This is a genomic window from Methylosinus sp. Sm6, assembly GCF_019802345.1.
Lineage (GTDB): Bacteria > Pseudomonadota > Alphaproteobacteria > Rhizobiales > Beijerinckiaceae > Methylosinus.
In genome coordinates this window covers 22,303-34,667 of the sequence record NZ_JAINDZ010000044.1, presented here as the reverse complement: position 1 = coordinate 34,667, position 12,365 = coordinate 22,303, and the positions used below count along the sequence as shown (strand labels likewise).

12 protein-coding genes are annotated in these 12,365 nt (G+C 68.4%); 7 read left to right on the top strand and 5 right to left on the bottom strand.

Going from position 1 to position 12,365, the window contains the following annotated elements; translation table 11 throughout:
• Positions 1–757 precede the first annotated feature (757 nt).
• From rpsA to K3F48_RS20655, 4 genes are all read left to right on the top strand, one after another.
• Positions 758–2,491 carry a 30S ribosomal protein S1 gene (rpsA, locus tag K3F48_RS20670; protein WP_222577334.1) on the top strand — a complete coding sequence of 578 codons (1,734 nt, stop codon included), beginning with the start codon at positions 758–760 and terminating at the stop codon, positions 2,489–2,491.
• Between the two features lie 175 nt (positions 2,492–2,666).
• Positions 2,667–3,281: a ribonuclease D gene (locus K3F48_RS20665; RefSeq protein WP_222577333.1), complete on the top strand. Its 615-nt coding sequence runs from the start codon at positions 2,667–2,669 to the stop codon at positions 3,279–3,281.
• A 61-nt stretch (positions 3,282–3,342) separates the two neighbouring features.
• Positions 3,343–4,044 (top strand): LPS export ABC transporter periplasmic protein LptC, encoded by a 702-nt coding sequence (gene lptC, locus K3F48_RS20660; protein WP_222577332.1) that lies wholly within the window; start codon positions 3,343–3,345, stop codon positions 4,042–4,044.
• Entirely contained in the window at positions 4,041–4,607 is a 567-nt protein-coding gene (locus tag K3F48_RS20655; RefSeq protein ID WP_222577331.1) for an LptA/OstA family protein, read from the top strand. The genes lptC and K3F48_RS20655 overlap by 4 nt, the downstream gene beginning before the upstream one ends.
• A 72-nt stretch (positions 4,608–4,679) precedes the next feature.
• On the opposite strand, the gene K3F48_RS20650 is transcribed toward K3F48_RS20655, so the two are convergent.
• The 4 genes from K3F48_RS20650 to K3F48_RS20635 all read right to left on the bottom strand — a co-directional run bounded on the left by K3F48_RS20650 (position 4,680) and on the right by K3F48_RS20635 (position 7,573).
• A complete protein-coding gene (locus tag K3F48_RS20650; RefSeq protein WP_222577330.1) occupies positions 4,680–5,141 on the bottom strand; it encodes a YbhB/YbcL family Raf kinase inhibitor-like protein in 462 nt (153 codons plus the stop codon).
• Positions 5,142–5,157: 16 nt separating this feature from the next.
• On the bottom strand, positions 5,158–6,279 hold the full coding sequence (gene ald / locus K3F48_RS20645; RefSeq protein ID WP_222577329.1) for an alanine dehydrogenase: 1,122 nt from the start codon (positions 6,277–6,279) through the stop codon (positions 5,158–5,160).
• 13 nt (positions 6,280–6,292) lie between these two features.
• Positions 6,293–6,940, bottom strand: coding sequence for a phosphoribosyltransferase (locus K3F48_RS20640; protein ID WP_222577328.1), 648 nt, complete (start codon positions 6,938–6,940; stop codon positions 6,293–6,295).
• 66 nt (positions 6,941–7,006) lie between these two features.
• Positions 7,007–7,573: an HPF/RaiA family ribosome-associated protein gene (locus K3F48_RS20635; RefSeq protein ID WP_222577327.1), complete on the bottom strand. Its 567-nt coding sequence runs from the start codon at positions 7,571–7,573 to the stop codon at positions 7,007–7,009.
• Positions 7,574–7,787: 214 nt separating this feature from the next.
• Between K3F48_RS20635 and K3F48_RS20630 the strand changes: the two genes are divergently transcribed.
• From K3F48_RS20630 to K3F48_RS20620, 3 genes are read left to right on the top strand one after another with little or no spacing between them, the layout of a single operon-like run.
• Positions 7,788–8,438: a dienelactone hydrolase family protein gene (locus K3F48_RS20630; protein ID WP_222577326.1), complete on the top strand. Its 651-nt coding sequence runs from the start codon at positions 7,788–7,790 to the stop codon at positions 8,436–8,438.
• A gap of 3 nt (positions 8,439–8,441) precedes the next feature.
• Positions 8,442–9,938 (top strand): ribose-phosphate pyrophosphokinase, encoded by a 1,497-nt coding sequence (locus K3F48_RS20625; protein WP_222577325.1) that lies wholly within the window; start codon positions 8,442–8,444, stop codon positions 9,936–9,938.
• Positions 9,935–11,305, top strand: a complete 1,371-nt coding sequence (locus K3F48_RS20620; protein WP_222577324.1) for a nicotinate phosphoribosyltransferase — start codon at positions 9,935–9,937, stop codon at positions 11,303–11,305. Before K3F48_RS20625 ends, K3F48_RS20620 begins: the two co-directional genes overlap by 4 nt.
• Here the strand turns inward: K3F48_RS20620 and K3F48_RS20615 are convergent.
• Positions 11,224–12,342 (bottom strand): hypothetical protein, encoded by a 1,119-nt coding sequence (locus tag K3F48_RS20615; protein ID WP_255609507.1) that lies wholly within the window; start codon positions 12,340–12,342, stop codon positions 11,224–11,226. The genes K3F48_RS20620 and K3F48_RS20615 overlap by 82 nt on opposite strands.
• Between the last annotated feature and the right edge of the window lie 23 nt (positions 12,343–12,365).

The following is a 12,365-nucleotide window of genomic DNA, read 5'->3' as shown; positions in this document are numbered from 1 at the left end:
TCGCTACGGCGCTATGAAAAGCGCGCGTCGCGAGCGGCTTGCTCCCGAACTGCTACACCACCGGTGGGGACACGACCTGTGGCGTCGGGCCGAAAAGGGATTGAGACCGCGTGCCCCCGGGCTTCGATCAGCTAGAAAGACCGGGAAAGCAGCGGATCGCGAGGATAGAGTTCAATGGGCGCTTGCATCTTCCATCCTCCTCCTGCTGGGTTGCAATGACCACAGGCTCGCACGCATAGAGGAACCCCGTCAAGCTGGAACTATCGCAATAGGCTCGCGCTGCAGGACGCCGACCAAATGGTGAGTAAGAGGCGTCTAGCCTTCGGATCAAGGATCCGCTTATGGCGCGTCTCGGCCATTGGCCACGAAAACCGATTCGCGTCCGAAATTGAAACTGAGACTTTCCCGAAAGCGGCGCCTCGCGCCGCGCGACGAGCTGGCTCTTCTCCCCAGATCAGCGCCGTCGCTCGAGAGCGAAGCAGCAGTCCTTCGCGGCGGGCGATTACGGCCACAGTCCCTCTCTTGCCGGACCCGCGCCGCCCTGCTAGATTATCCACAGGTGCGGCCGGCGGGGTTTCCTTCCGGCCTCTCCTGTTTTCAACCAGAGCTTTTTCGATCGGGCCGCGCCGGCCAGTTCTCGCATGAGAACTTTCGTTTCCTCCGGCCGCAGCCGCCGGGGAAGCCTCCGACCGAAGAAGCCCATCCGCAACGCCAACCTCAGCCGGCGCCCGCCCGACAAGGGTCCTCAGGAGAACGAATGTCCACTGCAACAGAGCGCGCGCCTTCGCGCGAGGATTTTGCCGCCCTGCTCGACGAAAGCTACGGCCAGAACGAGGCTTTCGAAGGGTCCGTCATCAAGGGCCGCGTCGTCGCCATCGAGAAGGACGTCGCCGTCATCGATGTCGGCCTCAAGACCGAAGGGCGTGTGGCCCTCAAGGAATTCACCGGCTATGGCCGCGATCCCGCTCCGAAGGTGGGCGAGGAGGTCGAGGTCTATCTCGAGCGCATCGAGAACGCGCTCGGCGAGGCCGTGATCTCGCGCGACAAGGCGCGCCGCGAGGAGAGCTGGGTCAAGCTCGAGAAGGGCTTCGAGAACAACGAGAAGGTCGAGGGCGTCATCTTCAATCAGGTCAAGGGCGGCTTCACCGTCGATCTGGACGGCGCCGTGGCCTTCCTGCCGCGCTCGCAGGTCGACATTCGTCCGATCCGGGACGTCGGCCCGCTGATGAATGTGCCGCAGCCCTTCCATATCCTGAAAATGGATCGCCGCCGCGGCAATATCGTCGTGTCGCGCCGCACCGTGCTCGAGGAGAGCCGCGCCGAGCAGCGTCACGAGATCGTGGCCAACCTCGAGGAGGGGCAGGTCATCGAGGGCGTCGTCAAGAACATCACCGATTACGGCGCCTTCGTGGATCTCGGCGGCATCGACGGCCTGCTGCATGTGACCGACGTCGCCTGGCGCCGGGTCAACCACCCGAGCGAGGTTCTGTCCATCGGCCAGAGCGTGCGTGTAAAAATCATCAAGATCAATCACGAGACGCATCGCATCTCGCTCGGCATGAAGCAGCTGCTCGAAGATCCGTGGCAGGGCATCGAGGCGAAATATCCGATCGGCGCCAAGTTCCACGGCCGCGTCACCAACATCACCGACTACGGCGCCTTCGTGGAGCTGGAGCCGGGGATCGAGGGCCTCGTCCACGTCTCGGAAATGTCCTGGACGAAGAAGAACGTGCATCCCGGCAAGATCGTCGCGACGAGCCAGGAGGTCGACGTCCAGGTGCTCGAGGTCGATCCCATCAAGCGCCGCATCTCGCTCGGCCTCAAGCAGACGCTGCAGAACCCCTGGGAGGCCTTCGCCGAGAAGCACCCGCAGGGCTCGACCGTTTCCGGCGAGGTCAAGAACAAGACCGAGTTCGGCCTGTTCATCGGTCTCGACGGCGATGTGGACGGCATGGTCCATCTCTCCGATCTCGACTGGAACCGTCCGGGCGAGCAGGTGATCGAGGAGTATAAGAAGGGCGACGTCATCACCGCTCAGGTGCTCGACGTCGACATCGAGAAGGAGCGCATCTCGCTCGGCGTGAAGCAGCTCGCCAATGATCCCTTCGCCTCCATCTCCGCCGAGGAGGGCGCGGGCGAGGTCAAGAAGGGCGCCGTCGTCACCACCGAGGTGCTGGAGGTGAAGGAGGCCGGTCTCGAGGTGAAGATCCTCGGCACCGATCTCACCACCTTCATCAAGCGCAACGAGCTGGCGCGCGACCGCGCCGACCAGCGTCCCGAGCGCTTCGCCGTCGGCGAGAAGGTCGATGTCCGCATCACTCTGTTCGACCGCAAGGCGCGCAAGGTCGCGGTGTCGATCAAGGCGCTCGAGGTGGCCGAGGAGAAGGAGGCGATCGCGCAGTACGGCTCCGCCGACTCCGGCGCCTCGCTCGGCGACATTCTCGGCGCCGCGCTGAAGGCGAGAGAAGCCGAAGGCCCGAAGAAGGGCTGAACGGTCGAGTAGAGAACAAAGGCTCCGCCCTCCCCGGGCGGAGCTTTTTTTTGAGGCTCGGCCCGAGGGACCGGTCCGATTGTCGCGCCACAGGGCGGCGCGAGGCTTGCTTCCGCCAGCCGCCCTCGAATATTTTGGCGCCCGTGATTCCAACCAGAGCCGATCAGCCGAAGCGATGACCATCCGCTTGCACCAGGGCGATTTGCCGGACGGAGCCGATCTCGGCCCCGTCGTCGCCATCGACACCGAAACTCTCGGCCTCAATCCGCATCGCGATCGGCTCTGCCTCGTGCAGCTCTCCGGCGGGAACGGCGACGCCGATCTCGTCCGCATCGCGCCCGGCCAGACCCGCGCGCCCAATCTCGAGGCGCTGCTCGCAGATCCTAACGTGCTGAAGCTGTTCCATTTCGGCCGCTTCGACATCGCCGTCATGGCGAAGACCTTCGGCGTCTTGGCCGAGCCGGTCTATTGCACCAAGATCGCCTCCAAGCTGATCCGCACCTATACCGACCGCCACGGGCTGAAGGATCTCGTGCGCGAGCTGCTCGGCGTCGAGATCTCCAAGCAGCAGCAATCCTCCGATTGGGGAGCCGACACGCTCTCCGACGCGCAGCTCGCCTATGCCGCCTCGGACGTGCTCCATCTGCATGCGCTGCGTGAGCGGCTCGACGCCATGCTGGCGCGCGAGAATCGCAGCGAGCTGGCGGCTGCCTGCTTCTCCTTCCTGCCGACGAGGGCGCGGCTCGATCTCGCCGGCTGGCCGGAGATCGACATCTTCTCGCATGAATGACGCCTCGAATATGCCACGAGGCGGCCCCTCCATGGACGCTTCGATTCCCCCGGGGCCACCGATGAGCGACGACGTCTTCTCCACTTCCGATCGCGGCGATCGGCTCGCCGCCTTCGTGGCGCGTCGTCCCGACGCTATTCCGCAGGCGCGGCGCCATACGCAGCGCGTCGCCCGGCTGCGCCGGCTCCTCGTGTGGGGCAGCGCGGGCATCGTCGTCGCGGCGCTCGTCGGCGGCCTCGTCCGCTCCCTCAGCTTCCTGCCGGTGGATTTGAGCTTTTCCCGTGTCGTGACGCAGGGGACTCGCATCACCATCGAGGATCCGAAGCTGATCGCCTATCGCAAGGATGGACGTCCCTATGAGCTCAGGGCGCGCACAGCCGTGCAGGATCTGACGCAGCCGGACATTTATGAGCTGCATCAGCTCGAGGTGCGGCTCACCGGCGAAGCCGACGGGGTGATCATCCTCACCTCGGAGCAAGGCGTCTATGACGGCGGCAAGGACCAGGCGGAGCTGACCGGCAGCGCCCATCTCCATGACGGCAAGCGCTTCGACATGAAGACCGCTTCGGCGACGATCGACTTTCGCGGCGGGCTCGTGACCTCGGCCACGCCCACCATTCTGACGCTCGACGATTCGATCGTCACCGCGCAATCGTCCGAATTTTCGCAGACAGAGAAGCGCGCCACCTTCATCGGGGCCGTTCATTCGACCTTTCCCGGCGACGACGAGGCGTCGCCGAATCCGACCGAAGGGACCCCATGAGAGTCGCAGCGCGAGCCGCCGCTCGAACCGCTTTGGCGCTGGCGCTGCTGGCGGGCTTTTCCGCGCCGGCGCTCGCCAAGGGGCGCTCCGGCGGCATCCTGCCGGGAGCGACCGCCAAGGATCCGGTCGATATCGACGCCGGCAAGCTCGACTATTTCGACAAGGAGCAACGCCTCGTCTATTCGGGCGGCGTGATCGTCGTGAACGGCCCTTCGACGCTGAAGGCCTCGCGGCTGACCATCTTGCTCGACAAGGCGCAGGAGGGCGCTCCGGCCACGGGCGGCGACCGCGTCCGCCACATCGACGCCGAAGGGCCGGTGACGCTCGTCTCCAAGGATCAGATCGGCGTCGGCGACCACGGCTCCTATGACCGCGCCGAGAACAAGGTGTATCTGACCGGCAATGTCACGCTCACCCAGGGCGACAATGTCGCGAAGGGCGACAGGCTCGTCTATGACGTCGGTTCCGGACAGGCGACGATGATGGGCCAGCGCGTGCGCAGCATGTTCACGCCGAGCGAGGCCAAGAAGGACGACAAGGACGCGAAGTCCAAGCGCGATTGACGGCGCCGGAGAGCGAGCCTTAGAGGCTCGCTCGTTCAGCCCTGTCAAATCTGCTGAATCATGTCGCTTTCGTCACCGCTGATAGGTCCCGATCAGCAGCGCCTCGGCGAGCGCCGCGCTCTTCGCCGCCTGCTCCACCTCCTCGCAGGTCGGATCGGCGCGGGGGACCCGCAGCGCCGGGACCGAGAGCGCCAGCAGGCGAAAGCGGTAATGATGAACGCCATGGCGCGGCGGCGGACAGGGACCGCCATAGCCGGAGCGGTCGAAATCATTGATCGCTTGGCTATAGCCCCGTCCCGGCCCGGGGCGGCCGGCGCCCTCGGGCAGGCCGGAGTTCCGCGGCGAAAGATCATAGACCGCCCAATGCCGCCAGATGCCGGCCGGCGCGTCGGGGTCGTCGCAGAGGAGGACGAAGCTCTTCGTCTGCGCCGGCGCGCCCTCCCATTCCAGCGCCGGCGAGACATTCTCACCGTCGCAGGTGAATTTCTTCGGTATCTCCGCCTGCTCGGCGAAGGCCGGGGACCGTAGCCGCATGACGCCTCTCCTTTTCTCACGCTCGGAGGCCGAGCGCCCGCGCCGAAGAAACCGAGGGCAGATCATGCGCCGCGGCCACCGCGGCGTTGACGACCTCGCCCGCGATGATATTGAGCCCGGCGCGCAGATGCGGGTCCTCGCGCAGCGCGCCGAGCCCTTGGTCGGCGAGCGCCAGCACATGAGGAAGCGTCGCGCTGGCGAGCGCGAAGGTCGAGGTGCGCGGCACCGCGCCCGGCATATTGGCCACGCAATAATGCACGATTCCGTCGACGACGAAGCTCGGATCGGAATGGGTGGTCGGATGCGAGGTCTCGCAGCAGCCGCCCTGGTCGATCGCCACATCGACGATGACCGCGCCCGGCTTCATGCCGGCGAGCATGTCGCGCGCGATGAGCTTGGGCGCCGCCGCGCCCGGCAGCAGCGCCGCGCCGATCACGAGATCGGCGCGCTTCGCGAGCTCCGCGAGCGCGGGCGGCGTGGAGAAGATCGTCTTCGCCGCATTGCCGAAGCGCGCCTGCAGACGGCGCAGCGGCTCGGGCGAACGGTCGGCGACGGTGACGCTCGCGCCCATGCCGAGCGCGATCATCGCCGCCTGCGTCCCGACGACGCCGGCGCCGAGCACGAGAACCTCGGCCGGCGGCACGCCCGGCGCGCCGGCGAGCAGCACGCCGCGGCCGCCCATCGGCTTCTCCAGGCAGCGGGCGCCCGCCTGCGGCGCGAGTCGGCCGGCGATCTCCGACATGGGCGCGAGCAGAGGCAGGCCGCCGAACGGCGAGGTCACCGTCTCATAGGCGACGCAGACGGCGCCCGAGTGGAGGAGATCGAGGGTCAGCGCGCGGTCGGCGGCGAGATGCAGATAGGTAAAGAGAATTTGCCCAGGGCGCAGCCTCTCGCACTCCCGCGGCTGCGGCTCCTTCACCTTGACGATGAGATCGGCTGTCTCGAAAATCCCGGCCGGCCCTTCGGCCAGCGTCGCGCCCGCCGCTTCATAGGCCGCATCGGCGATCCCCGCGCCCTCGCCCGCGCCGCGCTCGATCAGCGCGACATGTCCGCGCCGGACGAGCTCGAAGACGCCGGCAGGCGTCAGCGCCACGCGAAATTCATTGTCCTTGATTTCCTTCGGCGCGCCGACGCGCATCGTGAGCCTCCGATCACTGTCGCGGCGTGAAGCGATCGAGAATGGCGATCACCTCCTCGTCGTCGATCTGGCGAAAATCCGCATAAAAAAATCCGATCGCGCCGAAATCGCGATAATGCTCGAGGCAGACGATCTCGTCGGCCTCTTTCTGCAACGCTTCGAGCGCCTCCGTCGGCGCGACGGGAACGGCGAGGATCAGCTTTTTCGGCCGCAACGCCCGCACGGCGCGCAGCGCGGCGCGCGTGGTGGCGCCGGTGGCGACGCCGTCGTCGACGACGATCGCCAGCCTTCCGGCGGCGTCGGGGCGCGAGCGCCCGCCGAGATAGAGCTTCCTGCGGCGCTCGATCTCGGCCTGCTCGCGCGCGCAGATGGCGTCGAAGGCGGAGGGGCCGACATCGGCGAGCGCGATCACATCCTCGTTGCGCACGACGACCGGCGCGCCGCCATCGGCGACTGCGCCCATTGCGAGCTCGGGCTGGAAAGGAACGCCGATCTTGCGCACCAGAACGAGGTCGAGCGGCGCGTTCAGGCGCTCGGCGATCTCGGCGGCGACCGGCGCGCCGCCGCGCGGCAGCGCGAACACCACCGCCTCCTCGCCTTCGCGACGGGAGAGCGCGTCGGCGAGGCGGCGTCCGGCGTCGGTTCGGTCACGAAACGGCATGGCGGCAAATCCTCGCACGACGCTTTCGATATAGGCGCGGCGCGCGACTTTGCGAGGCGCGGCGCCTCATAATGGCGCCCGTTCGCCGAGCGGCCTCACCGCGCTCGCCTGCGGCCCGTCGTCGGCCTCCTCCTCGCGATAGGCGACGCGGTCGCCGGGCTCGAGCCGGTCGAAGCCGTTGCCTTCCACGCTGTTGCGATTGAAATAGAGCTCGCGTCCATTGGCGCCCTCGAGGAAGCCATAGCCGTCCTCGCGCATCAGCCGCCGCACCACGCCGCCGACCGGCTCGGCGTGCTGCTTGACATGTCCCTCCATGCGGCGGACCTGGTCCTGCAGGCGCCGGCGCGCGCGCTTGAAGGCGTCGTCGAGCGCGAAGTCGAAATCCTGGAAACGCTCGTCCTCCGGAGGCGTGCGCTCGACCACCGCTTCGCGCCCGTCGGGCAGGGCGAGGCGAATGTTCACCTCATAGAGCCCGCCGGTGCGATGGCGCCCGCCCGGCGCCTTCACCACCACGCGGCAGGCGGTGACGCGACCGAAGCGCGTCTCCAATTGGTCGATGTGACGCTCGATGCGCGACCGCGCGCGCGGCGTCGCCTCCATTCCCTGAAAGTCGATTTCCGGCGTCGTCTGCATCGGCAGGCCTTTCGCGTTGGCGCTTCGACAGCGCTCGGGAGAGCGAGCCCGAAGGCCCGCGGTCGAGGACGCGCTCGGACCGCGGGCCGTCGGGCGCGCCGTCCGGCAAAAAACCAGCGTCGTTCCGGGAACGGCGCAATAGATAGATAGGGCAGGCGAGGGGCGCCTCGCAGCGGGCGACGCCGCTGCGACACCGCGAGCGAGAGGGTGCGCCATGACGACGCTGGTTCGCAGATCGGAGGTCGCCGTCGGCTCGCGCCGCCTCGGCGGCGCGCTGGAAATTCCCGACAATCCCATTGGCCTCGTGCTGTTCGCGCATGGCAGCGGCTCGTCACGCTACAGCCCGCGCAACGCCTTCGTGGCCGAAGCGCTGTTGGCGCGCGGCCTTGCGACGCTGCTCATGGACCTGCTCACGCGCAACGAAGCGCGCGATCGGCGCAATGTGTTCGACATTCCGCTGCTCGCCGCGCGCGTGGTCGAGGCGATCGACTGGGCCGCCGCCGAGCCCGCGCTCCAGCAGCTTCCGATCGGCCTCTTCGGCGCCAGCACGGGCGCGGCCGCGGCGCTGGTCGCCGCCGCGCAATGTCCGGAACGAGTCCGCGCCGTGGTCTCGCGCGGCGGGCGCCCGGATCTCGCCGGCGACGCGCTCGGCCGCGTCGGCGCGCCGACGCTGCTGATCGTCGGCGCGCTCGATTACGAAGTATTAGAGCTGAATCGAGAATCGCAGCGGCTGCTGACCCAATCGCGGCTCGACGTCGTGCCGGGAGCGACGCATTTGTTCGAGGAGCCCGGGACGCTGGAGCGCGTCGTCGAGCTGGCGGCCGATTGGTTCGCGGCGAAGCTGCCGCGACACGGCGAGGGCTGAAGCATGACGACGCTGGCCGTGACGCAGCCGTTTCTGCGCCGATTGTTCGAGCGCCTCGATTTCGCGCCGCAGCCCGTCGGCGCCGAGTCGAAGCGCGTGCTCGCGCAATGGCGCGCGATGCGGCGCGGCGTCGCGCCGCCGCTCGCCGAAATGGTCTCGGCGCTGCGCGGCGGCTTCGCCTTCCGCAAGCTCGCGGGCGCGCGCGACTATGAGCTGCTGCGCGGCGCGGCGGCGTCGGCGCCGCTCGTGTCGCTGCGCGAGGGCGCGCGCCTCGGCGCCTGCGCCAACCGGCGCGCCGCCGTGCGGCTGCGTCGCCTCTTCGACGAAATCCTGCGCGTCGGCGAGCCGGCGCTCGTCGAGTTCACGCTGGTGGCGAATGGCCGCGACATCGCCGGCGTCGAGCTGCTCGCGGCGCCGCTCGCGCTCGCCGACGGAACGCTCGGCGCGGTCGCCGGCGCGCTGTCCGTCAGCCCGTTCGATTCCGCCGCGCCGGCGCGGCCGGCGCGCGCGCGCGCAGAGTCGGCGCTCGCTCTGTTCGCGCTCGGCTCCAGCGCCGAGATCGGCGAGAACATCGCGCGCGAGATAGGAATCGCGCTTTCGCCGCATGAAGAGCGCAGATTCGAGGACGGCGAGCGCAAGATCCGGCCGCTCGCCTGCGTGCGCGGCCGCAGCGTCTATGTGATTTCGAGCCTGCACGGCGAGCAGAGCGAGAGCGGCGCGGACAAGCTGCTGCGTCTCCTGCTCTTCATCGGCGCCTTGCGCGACGCCGGCGCGGCGAAGATCACGGCCGTCGCGCCCTATCTCTGCTATGCGCGCAAGGATCGCAGAACCAAGCCGCTCGATCCGGTGGCGACGCGCACCGTCGCGCAATTGCTCGAGGCCGTCGGGGTCGACGCGGTCGTCGCCATCGACGCGCATAATGTCGCGGCCTTCGAGAACGCCTTTCGCATCGAGGCGGTAGCGCTCGACGCTCAGGCGCTGTTCGCGCGGCATTTCGTTCAGCGTATCGGCCAGGCGCCGGCCGCCGTCGTCTCGCCCGATCTCGGCGGCGAGAAGCGCGCCGAGCTGTTTCGACAGCGCCTCGAGGCCCTGCTGGGGCGGGCGGTCGCCAAAGGCTTCATGGACAAGCATCGCAGCATGGGCGAGGTGACGGGCGAGATATTCGCCGGCGACGTCGCCGGCCGAACCGTCGTCATTCTCGACGATCTCATCAGCAGCGGCGGCACCATGGCGCGCACCGCCGCGGCTTGCCGCGCCAATGGCGCCGCCCGCGTCTGTCTCGCGGCGACACACGGGCTATTCGCGCGCGGCGGCGCGACGCTGCGCGACGCCGAGGTCGACGAGATCGTCGTCACCGATTCCGTCCCGCCGCCCGCCGACGCCGTCGCCGCGCTCGGCGCGCGGCTCGTGGTTCTCGGCGTCGCTCCGCTGCTCGCGCGCACGATCGAGCGGCTGCAGAGCGGCGGCTCGATCGACGATCTTCTGGAGCAAGGACCATGACCCGCGCCGACGCGCTGTTCGTCGACCTCTACGAGATCTCCATGCTGCGCGGCTATTTCGAGCTCGGCATGGCGGAACGGCCCGCGACCTTTTCGCTGTTTGTCCGCCATTTGCCGCCGTCGCGCAATTTTCTCATCGCCTGCGGCCTCGCCGATCTGATGCGCGACATCATCGGCTTTCGCTATGAGGACGCGCAGCTGCGCTATCTCGCTTCGCTCGGATTCCCGCACGACTTTCTCAATTTCCTCGCGCGCCTGCGCTTTGCCGGCGACATTCGCGCCGTGCCAGAAGGCGCGCCGGTCTTCGCCGAGGAGCCGATCATCGAGGTGACGGCGCCGATCGCGCAGGCGCAGGCGCTGGAGACGCTCGTCATCAATCGCATCGGCCTGCAGACTCTGCTCGCCTCCAAAGCCGCGCGCATCGTCGCGGCGGCGCGCGGCCGCGCGGTCGTCGATTTCGGCGCGCGCCGCGCGCAGGGCTTCGACGCGGCGGTGGACGGCGCGCGCGCTTTCTACATCGCCGGCGTCGCGGCGACCTCGCTGCTCGCCGCCGGCCGCGCGCATGGCATTCCCGTGGCCGGCACCATGGCCCACAGCTTCGTCGAAGCCTGCGACACGCAACGCGACGCATTCGCCGCCTACGCCCGCCTGTTTCCGCAAACGACCTTGCTCGTCGACACCTATGACACGCTCGCCGGCGTGCGCGAAGTGATCGCGCTCGCGGAGGAGATGGGCGAGGATTTCGACGTGCGCGCGATTCGTCTCGACTTCGGCGATCTCGACGCCTTGTCGCGCGCCGCGCGCAGACTGCTCGATGACGCCGGCCTCGCGCATATGCGCATCGTCGCGAGCGGGGGCCTCGACGAGACGCGCATCGATCGGCTGACGGCGGCGTCCGCGCCGATCGACATGTTCGGCGTCGGCACGGACATGTCCGTGTCGGGCGACGCGCCATCGCTCGACATCGCATACAAGCTCGTGGAGTTCGAAGGGCGCGGCCGCATGAAGCTGTCGCCGGGCAAGCGCAGCCTGCCCGGACGCAAGCAGGTGTTCCGCGGGTTTCGCGAAGGCGTCGCGGCCTTCGACGTGATCGCCCGTCATGACGAAATGTCGAGCGGCGTCGCTCTTCTGCGCGACGTCATGCGCGGCGGCGAGCCGCTGGAGCCGCAGCCCGGTCTCGAGCAAATTCGCGCTCATGCGCGCGAAGCGATCGCCGCTTTGCCCGCCGGCTGCCGCGCGCTCACGCCTTCCCCCTATCCGGTCACGATCAGCGCCGGACTCGCGCGCTACGAGCGCGAAGTGATCGCGCGGCTCGCGGCCTCGTCTCGGCCGATCGCCGCCATCCGCGCTTCGGCGAGCCGCAGATAGCGCGCGGCGAGCGGCTCCCATTTCTCCGGCTGGCGCGGATGCGGATCGAGGAGATGCGCGATCGCGAGCCGCGCGCGCAGCGCCGCGCGGCAGGCGCCATAGAGCGAGACGAGCGCGGGCGATGGCGCATCGCCGAGACGCGCCGCCGTCTCCGCTATCAGTCGCGGGCCGAAGTCGTCCGCGCCGAGCAGCGCGCATTCAATGTCCAGAAAGGCGAGCTCGTCGAAGGGATCGACCTGACGCAATCGCCGATTGAACTCGAGGCAATCGAAAATAGCGATCGGATCGCAAAAGCAAATGTGCTCCGGGCGCAGATCGCCGTGTCCGTCGACCACGCGTCCCGCGCGCACGCGCTCCTCGAGCGCGGGCGTCGCCGCGACGAGCAGCGCCTCGAGGCGATCGAGAAGAGCGGACGCATGAACGAGCGCGCCTGACGGCTCGCGGTCCAGCGACGCGCTCCCGGACCGCGCGCGTTCAGGCGCGCATCCACACATCAACAAGCGGCGTGTCTCGTCGTGCTCGCGAAAGAATCGAGCGACGTAATCTCGCGGCGTCATCGCCGTGCGCTCGGCATGCGCGTAAAAATTCGCCAGCGTCTTTGCGAGCGCATCGATTCGGGTCGGCTCGAGCGTCCCTTCGGCTATGAGCCGGTCGAGCATGAGCGCCGACGGCAGGCGCCGCATCTCGACGAGCCAGTCGACGACCTCGCCGTCGCCGCGCAGCGACAAATCGCCTGCGGGCGAGAGCGTCAGCGGAACGACGTCGAGATAGACGCCGGGCGCGAGGCGGCGGTTGAGCCGCAGCTCCTCACGGCAATCGGCCTCGCGCGCGGCGAGGGTCGAGAAATCGAGAAAGGCGAAGCGCACGGGCTTCTTGAGTTTGTAGACGCGCTCTCCCGCGAGGAACACATACGACATATGTGTCTCCATGACCTCGACGCGCGAGGGGGCGGGCGCATAGGCGCAAGGCTGCGCGAGCCGCCGCACCTTCTCGGCGGCGCCGACGTCGGACGCGGCTCTGCTCTGGTTCGAGACCATGGATTCGACGATGGCGCATGAAG